The sequence below is a fragment of the Nocardia farcinica genome (assembly GCF_001182745.1).
Taxonomy (GTDB): Bacteria; Actinomycetota; Actinomycetes; order Mycobacteriales; family Mycobacteriaceae; genus Nocardia; species Nocardia farcinica.
Map to the genome: position 1 here is coordinate 1,321,649 of NZ_LN868938.1, position 13,502 is coordinate 1,335,150.

At 71.4% G+C, this 13,502-nt stretch carries 14 protein-coding genes; 12 read left to right on the forward strand and 2 right to left on the reverse strand.

Going from position 1 to position 13,502, the window contains the following annotated elements:
- Positions 1-5 precede the first annotated feature (5 nt).
- From AMO33_RS06410 to AMO33_RS06445, 8 genes are all read left to right on the forward strand, one after another.
- Positions 6-1,493, forward strand: a complete 1,488-nt coding sequence (locus AMO33_RS06410) for a fumarylacetoacetate hydrolase family protein (RefSeq protein ID WP_107103089.1) — start codon at positions 6-8, stop codon at positions 1,491-1,493.
- Between the two features lie 13 nt (positions 1,494-1,506).
- On the forward strand, positions 1,507-2,238 hold the full coding sequence (locus AMO33_RS06415; RefSeq protein ID WP_060591211.1) for a GntR family transcriptional regulator: 732 nt from the start codon (positions 1,507-1,509) through the stop codon (positions 2,236-2,238).
- A 33-nt stretch (positions 2,239-2,271) separates the two neighbouring features.
- Complete coding sequence (gene hpaE, locus AMO33_RS06420; RefSeq protein ID WP_060591213.1) at positions 2,272-3,774, forward strand: 5-carboxymethyl-2-hydroxymuconate semialdehyde dehydrogenase; 1,503 nt, start codon at positions 2,272-2,274, stop codon at positions 3,772-3,774.
- Positions 3,775-3,811: 37 nt separating this feature from the next.
- Positions 3,812-4,966 (forward strand): 3,4-dihydroxyphenylacetate 2,3-dioxygenase, encoded by a 1,155-nt coding sequence (gene hpaD, locus AMO33_RS06425; protein WP_011209308.1) that lies wholly within the window; start codon positions 3,812-3,814, stop codon positions 4,964-4,966.
- A gap of 18 nt (positions 4,967-4,984) precedes the next feature.
- A complete protein-coding gene (gene hpaH / locus AMO33_RS06430; protein ID WP_011209307.1) occupies positions 4,985-5,773 on the forward strand; it encodes a 2-oxo-hept-4-ene-1,7-dioate hydratase in 789 nt (262 codons plus the stop codon).
- On the forward strand, positions 5,758-6,561 hold the full coding sequence (locus AMO33_RS06435) for an HpcH/HpaI aldolase family protein (RefSeq protein ID WP_060591215.1): 804 nt from the start codon (positions 5,758-5,760) through the stop codon (positions 6,559-6,561). Before hpaH ends, AMO33_RS06435 begins: the two co-directional genes overlap by 16 nt.
- Before the next feature lie 43 nt (positions 6,562-6,604).
- Positions 6,605-8,068, forward strand: a complete 1,464-nt coding sequence (locus AMO33_RS06440; protein WP_060591217.1) for an NAD-dependent succinate-semialdehyde dehydrogenase — start codon at positions 6,605-6,607, stop codon at positions 8,066-8,068.
- Between the two features lie 169 nt (positions 8,069-8,237).
- A complete protein-coding gene (locus AMO33_RS06445) occupies positions 8,238-8,861 on the forward strand; it encodes a class I SAM-dependent methyltransferase (protein ID WP_060593327.1) in 624 nt (207 codons plus the stop codon).
- 35 nt (positions 8,862-8,896) lie between these two features.
- Here AMO33_RS06445 and AMO33_RS06450 read toward each other — a convergent pair whose 3' ends face one another.
- Entirely contained in the window at positions 8,897-9,667 is a 771-nt protein-coding gene (locus tag AMO33_RS06450; RefSeq protein ID WP_060591219.1) for an SDR family NAD(P)-dependent oxidoreductase, read from the reverse strand.
- A gap of 102 nt (positions 9,668-9,769) precedes the next feature.
- Positions 9,770-10,090: a DUF6191 domain-containing protein gene (locus AMO33_RS06455; RefSeq protein WP_060591221.1), complete on the reverse strand. Its 321-nt coding sequence runs from the start codon at positions 10,088-10,090 to the stop codon at positions 9,770-9,772.
- Between the two features lie 102 nt (positions 10,091-10,192).
- Here AMO33_RS06455 and AMO33_RS06460 point away from each other — a divergent pair, with 102 nt between their 5' ends.
- The 4 genes from AMO33_RS06460 to AMO33_RS06475 all read left to right on the forward strand — a co-directional run bounded on the left by AMO33_RS06460 (position 10,193) and on the right by AMO33_RS06475 (position 13,487).
- Positions 10,193-10,468 carry a hypothetical protein gene (locus AMO33_RS06460; protein ID WP_139337495.1) on the forward strand — a complete coding sequence of 92 codons (276 nt, stop codon included), beginning with the start codon at positions 10,193-10,195 and terminating at the stop codon, positions 10,466-10,468.
- 196 nt (positions 10,469-10,664) lie between these two features.
- Complete coding sequence (locus AMO33_RS06465) at positions 10,665-11,912, forward strand: MFS transporter (RefSeq protein ID WP_060591224.1); 1,248 nt, start codon at positions 10,665-10,667, stop codon at positions 11,910-11,912.
- Between the two features lie 14 nt (positions 11,913-11,926).
- A complete protein-coding gene (locus tag AMO33_RS06470; protein ID WP_106427525.1) occupies positions 11,927-12,295 on the forward strand; it encodes an ArsR/SmtB family transcription factor in 369 nt (122 codons plus the stop codon).
- Between the two features lie 190 nt (positions 12,296-12,485).
- A complete protein-coding gene (locus tag AMO33_RS06475; RefSeq protein WP_060591226.1) occupies positions 12,486-13,487 on the forward strand; it encodes an Acg family FMN-binding oxidoreductase in 1,002 nt (333 codons plus the stop codon).
- Positions 13,488-13,502: the final 15 nt, after the last annotated feature.

Here is a 13,502-nt window from a genome sequence, read left to right on the forward strand (position 1 = left end):
CTGAAATGACCGCGCCGAGCGCGAATCACCTGGTCGCAGGGCTGCCGTCGGTGCCGGGCAAGATCATCGCGGTCCACCTCAGCTATGCGTCGCGCGCCACACAGCGCGGCCGCACCCCCGCCGCGCCGTCCTACTTCTTCAAGCCCGCCAGCTCGCTCGCCGAGTCCGGCGCCACGATCGAGCGGCCCGCGGGCACCGAGTTGCTGGCCTTCGAAGGTGAGGTCGCCCTGGTGATCGGCACGCCGGCGCGGCACGTCGCACTGGCCGACGCCTGGTCGCACGTCGCCTGGGTGACCGCCGCCAACGACTGGGGCCTCTACGACCTGCGCGCCGCGGACAAGGGCTCCAATGTGCGCAACAAGGGCCGCGACGGCTACACCCCGCTCGGGCCGCGCCTGATCGACGCCCGCACGGTCGACCCGGCCGCCCTGCGCGTACGGACCTGGCGCAACGGCGAATTGGTGCAGGACGACACCACCGCCGGGATGATCTTCCCGCTCGCGCAGTTCGTCGCCGACCTGTCCCAGCATCTGACCCTCGAACCGGGCGACGTGATCCTGACCGGTACCCCGGCCGGATCGTCGGTCGCCCGGCCCGGCGACGTGATCGAGGTGGAGGTGGACGCCCCGACCACCGCGGGCGCGCCGACGAGCGGACGGCTGGTGACCGAGGTCGTCGAGGGCCGCGGCGATTTCGATCCCGCGCTGGGCTCGCTGCCCGCGGTGGACGATCGCCAGCGCGAGGAGGCGTGGGGATCGCGTGCCGCCGCGGGCCTGCCCGAGCAGACGACCGGCCTGTCCCCCGAACTCCGCGAGAAGCTCATGACCGCACCGGTCGCCGGCCTGTCGCAGGCGCTGCGCAAGCGCGGCCTGAACAACGTCGCCATCGACGGCGTGCACGCCATGCGCCCGGGCACCAAGCTCGTCGGCACCGCGAAAACCCTGCGCTTCGTGCCGAATCGGGAAGACCTGTTCCGCAGTCACGGCGGCGGCTACAACGCGCAGAAGCGTGCCTTCGACGCGGTCGCGCCGGGCGAGGTGATCGTCATCGAGGCGCGCGGCGAACGCGGCTCGGGCACCCTCGGCGACGTGCTCGCCCTGCGCGCCAAGGCACGCGGCGCGGCGGGCATCGTCACCGACGGCGGTGTGCGCGACTACGCGGCCGTCGCCGAGATCGGCGTCCCGGTGTTCAGCCAGGGCCCGCACCCGGCGGTGCTCGGGCGCAAGCACGTCCCGTGGGAGGTCGACGTCGCGGTCGCCTGCGGCGGCGCCACCGTGCTGCCCGGTGACGTGATCGTCGGCGACGACGACGGCGTCATCGTCATCCCGGCCGACATCGCCGAGGAGGTCGCCGACGCGGCGCTGGCGCAGGAGACCGAGGACGCCTGGGTCGCCGAGCAGGTCGCCGCCGGTCATCCCGTCGACGGGCTGTTCCCGATGAACGCGCAGTGGCGCGCCCGCTACGAGGAGGTGCGCCGAGGTGCCGAGCAATGATTCGGTGGTCGCTGTGACCGAGACGCACAGCAAGACCGAGACCCCGAGCAAGACCGAGACCCCGAACAAGACCGAGACGCAGAGCAAATCCCAGCGTGCCTACGAGTGGATCCACGCCCGCATCGCCGACCGCAGGTTCGTCCCGGGTTACCGGCTCGTCCTCGGCTCGATCGCCGAATCCCTCGGCATGAGCGTGGTGCCGGTGCGTGAGGCCATCCGGCGGCTCGAGGCGGAGGGGCTGGTCGAGTTCGAACGCAATGTCGGCGCCCGGGTCGCCCAGATCGATCAGGCCGAATACCTGCACACCATGCAGACTCTCGGCGTGGTGGAGGGGGTGGCCACCGCGTTGGCGGTGCCGCACCTGAGCGAGGCCGATCTCGACCGGGCCGCCGCGGTGAACGCCCGGCTGCGCGCGCTGCTCGACGACTTCGACCCGCACCTGTTCACCCGGATCAACGAACAGTTCCACAGCGTGCTGTTCGAGCCGTGCCCGAACCCGCACATTCGCGACCTGGTGCACCGCGGCTGGACGCGCATGTCCGGGCTGCGGTCCTCGTCCTTCGCCTTCGTCCCGCAGCGGGCGCGCGAATCGGTCGACGAGCACGAGCACATCCTCGACCTCATCCGCCGCCGAGCCGATCCACTCGAGATCGAGATGGCCGCGCGTCAGCACCGCTGGCGCACCATGAACGCCTATCTCGGCCAGTACGAACCCGGTGCCCACCGCACCGGCGACACCGACTGAACCCACTCCCCGACCTCACCCAGGAGGAACCCCATGGCCGACAGCGCAGGGCACCACGTCCCCGCCGAGTTGCCCGACCGCATCCGGCACTACATCGATGGCGCCTTCGTCGACTCCGTCGACGGCGACACCTTCGACGTGCTCGACCCGGTCACCAACGAGACCTATGTGCAGGCCGCGGCGGGCAAGAAGGCCGACATCGATCGCGCTGTCGCCGCCGCCCGCAAGGCCTTCACCGAGGGCCCGTGGCCGAGGTTGCTGCCGCGCGAGCGCTCCCGGGTGCTGCACCGCATCGCCGATCTGGTCGAGTCGCGCGACGCCCGGCTGGCCGAACTGGAGAGCTTCGACTCCGGGCTGCCCATCACCCAGGCGCTGGGCCAGGCCCGCCGCGCCGCGGAGAACTTCCGGTTCTTCGCCGACCTGATCGTGGCCCAGTCCGACGACACCTACAAGGTGCCCGGCCGCCAGATCAACTACGTCAACCGCAAGCCGATCGGCGTCGCGGGCCTGATCACGCCGTGGAACACCCCGTTCATGCTGGAGAGCTGGAAGCTGGCCCCCGCCTTGGCCACCGGCAACACCGTGGTGCTCAAGCCCGCGGAGTTCACCCCGCTGTCGGCCTCGCTGTGGGCGGGCATCTTCGAGGAGGCGGGCCTGCCGCAGGGCGTGTTCAACCTCGTCAACGGCCTCGGCGAGGAGGCGGGCGACGCGCTGGTGAAACACCCCGAGGTGCCGCTGATCTCGTTCACCGGCGAGAGCCGCACCGGCCAGATCATCTTCGCCAACGCCGCGCCCCACCTCAAGGGCCTGTCGATGGAGCTGGGCGGCAAGTCCCCCGCGGTGGTGTTCGCCGACGCGGATCTCGACGCCGCCATCGACGCCACCATCTTCGGCGTCTTCTCCCTCAACGGGGAACGCTGCACCGCGGGCAGCCGCATCCTGGTGCAGCGCGAGATCTACGACGAGTTCGTCGAGCGCTACGCCGCCCAGGCCGAGCGGGTGAAGGTCGGCTACCCGCACGATCCGGCCACCGAGGTCGGCGCGCTGGTGCACCCCGAGCACTACGCCAAGGTCACCGAGTACATCGAGATCGGCAAGAGCGAGGCGCGGCTGGTGGCCGGCGGCGACCGGCCCGCGGAGTTCCCGACCGGCAACTTCGTGCGCCCCACCGTGTTCGCCGACGTCAAGCCCGACGCCAGGATCTTCCAGGAGGAGATCTTCGGCCCGGTCGTGGCCATCACCCCCTTCGACACCGAGGAGGAGGCGCTCGAACTGGCCAACGGCGTGAAATACGGTCTGGCGGCCTACATCTGGACCAACGACCTCAAGCGCGCGCACAACTTCTCGCAGGCGGTGGAGGCGGGCATGGTCTGGCTCAACTCGAACAACGTGCGCGACCTGCGCACCCCGTTCGGCGGCGTGAAGGCCTCCGGCCTCGGCCACGAGGGCGGCTACCGCTCCATCGACTTCTACACCGACCAGCAGGCCGTGCACATCACCCTCGGCAAGGTGCACAACCCCACCTTCGGCAAGTGACCGCACGTCCCGACCACCGCACAGCAAGGCAGCAACGATGAGCGAACGCACTCTCACCTCCTCCGGCTTCTACGTCAGCCAGGAAGCCCCCATCGCCGCGGCGAACCCGGTGCCCACCCCGGCCGCGCCGCCGCCGGACATCCTGCGCGTCGCCTACGCCGAACTCGTCGTCACCGATCTGGCCGCCTCCCGCGAGTTCTACGTCGACGTGCTCGGCCTGACCGTCACCGCCGAGGACGAGGACGCGATCTACCTGCGCACCCTCGAGGAGTTCATCCACCACAACCTGGTGCTGCGGCGCGGCCCGGTCGCGGCGCTGGCCGCGCTGTCCTACCGGGTGCGCAGCCCCGAGGACCTGGACAAGGCGGTGGCCTTCTACACCGAACTCGGCTGCCGGGTGGAGCGCCGCGCGGAGGGCTTCACCAAGGGCATCGGCGATTCGGTGCGGGTGGAGGACCCGCTGGGCTTCCCCTACGAGTTCTTCCACGACACCACCCACGTGGAGCGGCTGGCCTGGCGCTACGACCTCTACACTCCCGGCGCGCTGGTCCGCCTCGACCACTTCAACCAGGTGACCCCCGACGTGCCGCGCGCGGTGAAGCACTACCAGGACCTGGGTTTCCGGGTCACCGAGGACATCCAGGACCAGGAGGGCACCACCTACGCGGCCTGGATGCGGCGCAAGCCGACCGTGCACGACACCGCCGCGACCGGCGGCGACGGCCCGCGCCTGCACCACGTCGCCTTCTCCACCCACGAGAAGCACAACATCCTGGCGATCTGCGACAAGCTCGGTGCGCTGCGCCTGTCGGACCGCATCGAGCGCGGCCCCGGCCGCCACGGCGTCTCCAACGCCTTCTACCTGTACCTGCGCGACCCCGACGGCCACCGCATCGAGATCTACACCCAGGACTACTACACCGGCGACCCCGACAACCCCGTGGTCACCTGGGACGTGCACGACAACCAGCGCCGCGACTGGTGGGGCACCCCCGTGGTGCCGTCCTGGTACACCGACGCCTCGCTGGTGCTCGACCTCGACGGCAACCCGCAGCCGGTGGTGGCGCGCAAGGAATCCAGTGAACTCGAGGTCACCATCGGCGCCGACGGCTTCTCCTACACCCGGGAGCAGGGCCAGGACGACCTGCCCGAGTGGAAGAAGGGCGAATACAAGCTGGGCCACCAGCTCTAGCAGGGGAAAGGACATCCGATGGCGCTGGACGCCGACACCATCACCGCGATCGCCGACGAGCTGGCCGCGGCCGAACGCGACCGCACCACGGTGCCGCTGCTCACCGCACGGCACCCGGGCATGACGATCGAGGATTCCTACGCGGTGCAGAACGAGTGGCGCCGCCGCGGGATCGCCGCGGGCCGAAAACTGGTGGGCCGCAAGATCGGGCTCACCAGCAAGGTGATGCAGGCCGCGACCGGCATCACCGAGCCCGACTACGGCGCCATCTTCGCCGACGCGGTGTTCGACAACGGGTCGGTGATCGAGCACGGCCAGTTCTCCAACGTGCGCATCGAGGTGGAGCTCGCCTTCGTCCTCGCCGAGCCGTTGACCGGCCCGGACGTGACGGTGTTCGACGTCCTGCGCGCCACCGAGTACGTGGTGCCCGCGCTGGAGATCCTGTCCTCGCGCATCGAGCTGGCCGGACGCACCATCGTCGACACCATCAGCGACAACGCCGCGTTCGCCGGGCTGGTCTACGGCGGCAACCCGGTGCGGCCCGGCGAGGTCGATCTGCGCTGGGTCTCGGCGTTGCTCTACCGCAACGAGACCATCGAGGAGTCCGGCGTCGCCGCCGCGGTGCTCAACCATCCGGCCACCGGGGTGGCGTGGCTGGCGAACAAGCTGCACCAGCACGGCGACCGGCTCGAGGCCGGGGAGATCGTGCTGGCCGGCTCCTTCACCCGCCCCATGTGGGTCGAGCCGGGTGACACCGTGCTCGCCGACTACGGACCGTTGGGAACGATCTCATGCCGCTTCGTCTGACCCCGACCTTCCGCGATCGCCTGGCCGCCGCCGACCGCACCCTCTACGGCGGCTGGATCTGCTCGGGCTCCCCCGTCGTCGCCGAGATCATGGCCGGGGCAGGCCTGGACTGGCTGCTCATCGACATGGAGCACGCGCCCAACGGGCTGGAATCGGTACTGGCCCAGCTCTACGCGGTGTCCGGCTACCCGTCGACGCCGGTGGTGCGGGTGCCCGAGGGCGAGACGGTGATCGTCAAACAGGTGCTCGACCTGGGCGCCCAGAACATCCTGGTGCCGATGATCTCGACACCGGAGCAAGCCGCCGACGTCGCCGCGATGACCAGGTATCCCCCGGTCGGCAGGCGCGGGGTCGGCAGCGCCCTGGCCCGCTCGGCCCGCTGGAACCGGGTCGAGGGCTATCTGCGCGACGACGCCGAACATGTGTCGCTGTTCGTGCAGATCGAAACCGCCCAGGGCGTCGAGAACGCCCGCGCCATCGCCGAAACCCCCGGCGTGGACGGGGTTTTCGTGGGCCCGAGCGACCTGGCCGCCTCGATGGGACTGATCGGGCAGCAGACCCATCCCGACGTGGTGGCCGCCGTGAAGCGGGCCTTCGAAGGTATCGCCGCCGCGGGAAAACCCGTCGGCGTCAACGCCTTCGACCCCGCCGCCGCCCGTGAGTACGCGGCGGCGGGTGCCCGCTTCATCCTCGTCGGCGCCGACGTCGCGTTGCTCGCGCGCGGTTCGGAACAGCTGGCGCAGACCTTCATCCCCAGCACGGACGGCTCACCGGGCGCCTCCTACTGAGCCGCCCGGGCCGTTTCCCAGACAACCCACCAGGAGTGATGTCGTGACCGATCGCGAGGGCGCGCTGCTTGCCACCGCGCCGCACCAATTGTTCATCGGCGGCGAATGGGTCGACGCCACCGGCGGCGCCACCTTCGCGGTGCACGATCCCGCCACCGGCGAGATCGTGCGCGAGGTCGCCGACGCCACCGCAGAGGACGCCGTGCGCGCCCTCGACGCCGCCGTCGCCGCCCAGGAGTCGTGGGCGGCCACCGCTCCGCGCACTCGCAGCGAGATCCTGCGCCGCGCCTGGGAACTCGTGCAGGAGCGGGCCGAGGACCTGGCGCTGCTGATGACCCTGGAGATGGGCAAGCCGCTGGCCGAGGCGCGCGGTGAGGTCACCTACGGTGGCGAGTTCCTGCGCTGGTTCAGCGAAGAGGCGGTGCGCATCCACGGCCGCTACGGGCTCAATCCCGAGGGCACCGGGCAGATGATCGTCTCCCAGCGCCCGGTCGGGCCCTGCTACTTCATCACGCCCTGGAACTTCCCGTTCGCGATGGCGACCCGCAAGATCGCCCCCGCCCTGGCCGCGGGCTGCACGGTGGTGGTGAAGCCACCCCAGCTCACCCCGCTGACCACCCTGTTCTTCACCGGTCTGCTCGCCGAGGCCGGGCTGCCCGCGGGCGTGGTGAACGTGGTGACATCCACGTCCTCGCGGCGGGTGTCGGCGCCGATCATCGCCGACTCCCGGCTGCGCAAACTCTCCTTCACCGGCTCGACGGAGGTCGGCAGGCAGCTCATCGCCCAGGCCGCCGACAACGTGCTGCGGGTGTCGATGGAGCTCGGCGGCAACGCGCCGTTCGTGGTGTTCGAGGACGCCGACCTGGACAAGGCCGTCGAGGGCGCGCTGGCGGCCAAGTTCCGCAACATCGGCCAGGCCTGCACGGCCGCCAACCGGTTCATCGTGCACGAACAGGTGGCCGAGGAGTTCGCCGCGCGGGTCACCGAACGGGTCGCGGCCATGAAGATCGGCCGCGGCACCGAGGACGGCGTCACCATCGGTCCGCTCATCGATGACGACGCCGTCGCCAAGGCCCACGAATTGGTCACCGACGCCACCGCCCGCGGCGCGGTGGTGCGCACCGGCGGCGAACGGATCGACGGCCCGGGCAGCTTCTACCGGCCCACCGTGCTCACCGGCGTCACCGAGGGCAGTGCGATCCTGCGCGAGGAGATCTTCGGCCCGGTGCTGGCCATCGCCACCTTCACCACCGAGGACGAGGCGGTGCGCCTGGCCAACAACACCGAATACGGCCTGGTGTCCTACGTCTACACCCGGGACCTGGCCCGCGGCCACCGCATGATCGACAAGCTCGAGACCGGCATGATGGGCCTCAACGCCGGCGTCGTCTCCAACGCCGCCGCCCCCTTCGGCGGCGTCAAACAGTCCGGCGTCGGCCGCGAGGGCGGCTTCGAGGGCATTCACGAATTCCTCTCCACGAAATACACGCTGATCCCCGCCAGCTAGCCGGGCCGCCCGCCGCGCGAGCCACGAGCCGTGTAAGGCCGTCCCACCCGCACCGGCGATCGCGGCGCCGCACCCGTTCCGGGGCGCGGCGCCGATGATCGCCCGCGGTGTGCGACGATGCGGCGAGACCGGGGTGCGAACCGGTGGCCGACCCGAGGAGGACGCGACGATGGACAACCAGGGTGAGCGCATTCCGAGCAAGTGGGAGGAGATCACCGCCGCCGATCCGACCCATTCCCGCCGTTATGTCGAGCGGTTCCGGAATCTGGCCGCCGAGGGACACGACATCGTGGGCGAGGCGCGGTTGATCGATGCGATGCTGCCGCGCGGCGGGCGCGTGCTGGACGCCGGGTGCGGGCCGGGCAGGCTCGGCGGCTACCTCTACGCGGTCGGGCACACCGTGGTCGGCGTCGACGTCGACCCGGAGCTGATCGCCGCCGCCGAGGCGGACCATCCGGGGCCGACCTGGCTGGTCGGCGACCTCGCCGAACTGGATCTGCCGGCGCGCGGTATCGCCGCCGATTTCGATGCCATCGTGTGCGCGGGCAATGTGATGACCTTCGTCGCGCCCGAGACCCGCGGTGCGGTGCTGCGTGGTTTCGCCCGGCACCTCGCGCCGGAGGGCCGGGCGGTCGTGGGTTTCGGTGCGGGCCGCGGCTACGAGTTCGCCGAATTCCTCGCCGACGTCACCCTGCACGGTTTCGCCGTCGACGTGCTGCTGTCCACCTGGGATCTGCGCCCCTTCACCGAGGATTCGGAGTTCCTGGTCGCGGTGCTGTCCCGCGCAGAGTAGTTCGGGGCCGGACACGGCCGTCCCTTGTCGCGGCGTCAGCGGGCGACGGTGCCGCCGTCGACGAGGAAGGTCTGGCCGGTGATGAAACTGCCCGCGTCCGAACACAACAGCAGCGCGGCGCCGACCATCTCGTCGGGTTCGGCGATGCGGCGCAGCAGCGGGGCCTGCGCCATCGCCGCGATGAACTCCGGCGGGTTCTTGCGCACCATGTCGGTGTTCACCGCGCCCGGCGCCATCGCGTTGACGCGGATGCCGTCGGCGGCGAACTCGGCCGCCATCGCCCGGGTGAACGACAGCAGTGCCGCCTTGCCCGCCGCATACATCGACAGTCCGGGCGCGAACTGCAGGGCCGCGACCGAGCCCAGATTGAGCACCGCGGCGTGCTCGCTGGCGCGCAGATGCGGTAGCGCCGCCTGCACCAAAAACAGTGGGCCCTGCACATTGACGCCGAAGGACTTGTCCACGGCTTCCGGCGCCATCGTCGCCAGCGGCTGCGCGAGCGCGTTCGCCGCGTTGTTGACCACGATGTCGATGCCCCCGAAGGCCGACACCGCGGTGTCGACCAGCGCTCGCAGCGAGTCGATCTCGCCCAGGTGGGTCGGCACGCCCACGGCCTGCGCACCGAGCTCGCGCAACCGCGCCGCGGCCTGCTCACACGCCTCCGGCTTGCGGCTGGCGACGACGAGATTCGCACCCGCGCAAGCGAATCCCTCGGCGATGGCCAGGCCGATCCCGCGGGTGCCGCCGGTGACGATCGCGGTCCGCCCGCTCAGGTCGAACAGCTTCCGGAAGGAGTCCTCGTCCACGGACCAGCCTCTCGCTCGGCGGGCGGCAGCGCCCGGCACCGCGGCCGCATAACGCGCTCTACGGCCGCAGCCAGTTCTACCAGGAGGCGCCGCCGGGCGGAATCACCCGCCGCGGCTCGCGCGGGCGACCAGGCGGGCCGAACCGGAGGACAGGTCGATCTCGTCGCGCGGCGGCGCACCGTCGGACTTGTCCTCGCGGTGCATGAGGGTGGTGCGGCGCTGTTCGAACTCGATGTGCTTGGAGCCCTGGAACACCGCGGTGACTTCCTCGAACCCGGCCGCCGCCACCGGCCGCGATGTCCGCCGCTTGGTCCAGGGCAGGATGCGGCTGCCGGTGAGGCGGTTCCAAGCGACTTCGGCGAACGCGAGCAGGACCAGCAGCACGGCCAACCCGGGAATGGTCATGGCGACGAGAAAGCCCATGCCCCGACCGTACCGAAGCCGGTGACGCACGTCACCGACGCCGGCTGTCAGGAGCGCGCTCGGCCGCGCCAGGACGCTCATCCGCTTTTCCGGGAGATCCCCGTGCGGATCGCCTACGCGATCCGCACGGGGTTCCGCGCGTCCCCGGCCAAGCGACGCCTCGTCGGCGGTCCGGTCTCGCTGCATGCCGCGGTGGTCAACGGCTGCCCGGCCCTGCTGTTCGTGGCGGCGGACCGGGTCGTGGGTGCCACCGTCCTGGAGGTTCGCGACGGGCGGATCGCCGGGGTGCGCGGTATCGCGGCCGCGGCGCGGCTCGACCGGCTCAGCCGGGAATGGTATCGGCGTGGGCATCCGGACGCGCTGATCGAAGCGTGGTAATCGCCCTGCCGCCAACAGCTTTCGCGTCTCCGACCGATTCCGCCGACCGCCGGCGCGGATCGGACGCATCGTCGCGCCGACACGGATCGGACGTTCCGTCCGGGTAGCCGTTCGGTCCAGGCCCGGATTTGCGGCCCGGCAGACGACCAGCCGGGGCGCGCTATTGCGTGCGCACGTGCGCACACATAGTCTCCTCATGGGAGGTGGTTCGGTGCGGCACGTGCTCGCTCACCCGGTGTTCCGGCGGTTGTTCGCCGCGCAGGCGGTGGCACTGGCCGGAACGGGGCTGTTGACGGTAGCGCTCGGGCTGCTCGCCTACGACCTGGCCGGTTCCGCCGCGGGCGCGGTGCTCGGCACCGCGCTCGCGATCAAGATGGCCGCGTATGTCGGTGTCGCACCGGTGATCACGGCGCTGACCGAGCGGCTACCGCGCCGCACGATCCTCGTCGCCGCCGACACGGTGCGCGCGACGGTCGCGCTGCTGCTGCTCGCCGTCGACGAGGTCTGGCAGATCTACGCGCTCATCGTCGTCCTCCAAGCGGCCTCGGCCACCTTCACGCCCACCTTCCAGGCGATCATCCCCGCGGTGTTGCCGGACGAGCGCGACTACACCCGCGCCCTGTCGCTGTCGCGGCTGGCCTACGACCTGGAAGCCCTGCTGTCGCCACTGCTCGCCGCGGCCGTCCTCACCGTGGCGGGCTACCACTGGTTGTTCCTCGGCACCGTGGGCGGTTTCGCCGTCTCGGCACTGCTGGTGACGACCACGCCGCTGCCCGCCCCGGCCTGCGTCCGACCGCAACCGCTGACCTCCCGCATCCTCGCGGGCGCCCGGATCCTCACGACGCGGCCGGTGCTGCGCGGACTGCTCGCGATGAACATGACCGTGGCGGCGGGAACCGCGCTCGTGCTGGTCGACACCGTCGTGTACGTCCGCGACGTGCTCGGCGGCACCGACGTCGGTGTCGCGCTCGCGACCGGCTGCTTCGGCGCGGGCTCGATGACGGCCGCACTGCTCGTCCCCCGGCTGCTGCGCACGTGCACGGACCGGGCCCTCATGCTCACCGGCGCCGCCCTGGTGCCCATCGCGCTCACCGTGACCGCGGGATGGCTGGCGATCGGTGCCCGCCCGAGCCTCGGATGGGGCGTACTCGGCGGCTGCTGGTTCGTGCTCGGCGCGGGCACCGCGCTGGTGAACACGCCCGCGGCGCGGCTGCTGCGTGCCCAGGCCGGCGAGTCCGAGCTACCCGCCGTCTTCAGCGCCCAGTTCTCGCTCTCGCACGCGTGTTTCCTGCTCACCTACCCGATCGCCGGATGGCTCGGCGTCCGGGCAGGCCACGCGGTGCCGGCCGGCCTGCTGGCGGTGCTGGCTACACTCGCAACCAGCACCGCCGCCCGACTGTGGCCGGCGGGCCCGCCGATCGGAGCGGTTCCGGCGAGACGATGAGAGTGGTGAGGGCGATGGCCGAGCGCGTGGCAGGCGAGCCGGCGTCCCGCGCCAGCCTGCGCCACCCGGTCTCGCCCGATCACCGTCGCCTCGAAGCCGCCACGGGCATCTTCCAGATGCTGGCCGACCCGACCCGCCTGCACCTGCTGTGGCTGCTCAGCCACGGCGAAGCCGATGTGACCGCGCTGGTGGAGTCCTGCGGGGCGGCGCGCACCGCGGTCAGCCAGCATCTGGCGAAGCTGCGGTTCACCGGCCTGGTCGACACCCGGCGCGAGGGACGGCGCGTCATCTACCGGCTGCGCGGCGGGCACGTCGCGCGCCTGGTGCAGGAGGGCCTCAACCAGGCCGATCACCTCGTCACCGGCGAACCACCGCACGAATGATCCCCGGGGACGAAAGTCCCACGCCGAATGCCCATATCCTGGTTCGACGCGCCCACTGCCCCGTCCTGGTCGTCCACGAGCGGTGAGCCGCCGTTAGAGTCGTCGGTCCCTTCGGGCAGGGCCGGTCGGCCCGCGGCCGGGACGATCCGACCCTGGCCCGACCCGACGCGCACGGACCACACTGGAACACATGACCGACAACGATGCGCGCGCTCCGATTCCGGTGCCCGACCAGCAGACCTTGCTCGCGGTCATGCGCCGCGCGGCCAGGGCGCCGTCGCTGCACAACACCCAGCCGTGGCGGTGGGAGTTCGACGGCCGGGAACTGCGCCTGTTCCGCGACGACGACCGGCTGCTCGACGCCGCCGACCCGAACGGCAGGCAGCTGGTCATCAGCTGCGGCGCGATGCTGCACCACGTGCGCACCGCCTTCGCCGCCGCGGGCTGGCACACCGACACCGAGCGGCTGCCCGCACCCGACCGACCCGATCTCCTGGCCGCCCTCACCTTCCGACCCTGGCCCGACCCGCCGCCCGGCGTGCGAGTCCGGGCGGAGGCGATCGATCACCGCCGCACCGACCGGCTGCCCCTCGATCCGCCACCCGACTTCGGCGGACTCGAACACATCGCCCGCAAACTCGCCGACCCGCACGACGTGACCGTCGGCGTCCTCGACGAAACCGCGCCGGCCCGCTTGGCCGCCGCCTCCGAACACTCCACCGCCCTGCGCCACTACGACATGCCCTACCAGGCCGAGCTGCGCTGGTGGACCGGCCACGAGCACGGTGAACACGGCGTCCCCGCCCACGCCCTCGCCTCGCCGGACGAGGCCGCTCGGGTGCCGGTCGGTCGCCCCTTCCCGCCCGCGGGGCCCTCGGCCCGCCGCGGCGACCAGCCCGACCGCGCCGGACTGCTGGTGCTCAGCACAGGCGGCGACACCGTGTCGTCGTGGCTGCACGCGGGTGAAGCGCTCTCGGCGATCCTGCTGGAGTGCACGGCCGACGGGCTGGCCACCTGCCCGCTGACCCACATCACCGAGCTGGCCACCACCCGGCAGCTGCTGGCGAATCTCGCGGGCCGGGCGGGCGTGCCCCAGGTCGTCGTCCGGGTGGGTGTCGCGCCGGGCAACGAGTACCACGTGCCGACCCCCCGTCGCAGGCCGGACGAATTCCTCACCGTGCTCGGCGGCTGAGCGGCCTTCGGGCTG

What these genes read in the sequence shown, in the direction of transcription:
- AMO33_RS06445 (WP_060593327.1), top strand. Translation starts at nt 8,238, where the DNA reads ATGGACAACCAGGGTGAGCGCATTCCGAGCAAGTGGGAGGAGATCACC.
- hpaH (WP_011209307.1), top strand. Translation starts at nt 4,985, where the DNA reads ATGGCGCTGGACGCCGACACCATCACCGCGATCGCCGACGAGCTGGCC.
- hpaE (WP_060591213.1), top strand. Translation starts at nt 2,272, where the DNA reads ATGGCCGACAGCGCAGGGCACCACGTCCCCGCCGAGTTGCCCGACCGC.
- AMO33_RS06465 (WP_060591224.1), top strand. Translation starts at nt 10,665, where the DNA reads ATGGGAGGTGGTTCGGTGCGGCACGTGCTCGCTCACCCGGTGTTCCGG.
- AMO33_RS06455 (WP_060591221.1), bottom strand. Translation starts at nt 10,090, where the DNA reads ATGGGCTTTCTCGTCGCCATGACCATTCCCGGGTTGGCCGTGCTGCTG.
- AMO33_RS06470 (WP_106427525.1), top strand. Translation starts at nt 11,927, where the DNA reads ATGGCCGAGCGCGTGGCAGGCGAGCCGGCGTCCCGCGCCAGCCTGCGC.
- hpaD (WP_011209308.1), top strand. Translation starts at nt 3,812, where the DNA reads ATGAGCGAACGCACTCTCACCTCCTCCGGCTTCTACGTCAGCCAGGAA.
- AMO33_RS06435 (WP_060591215.1), top strand. Translation starts at nt 5,758, where the DNA reads ATGCCGCTTCGTCTGACCCCGACCTTCCGCGATCGCCTGGCCGCCGCC.
- AMO33_RS06475 (WP_060591226.1), top strand. Translation starts at nt 12,486, where the DNA reads ATGACCGACAACGATGCGCGCGCTCCGATTCCGGTGCCCGACCAGCAG.
- AMO33_RS06410 (WP_107103089.1), top strand. Translation starts at nt 6, where the DNA reads ATGACCGCGCCGAGCGCGAATCACCTGGTCGCAGGGCTGCCGTCGGTG.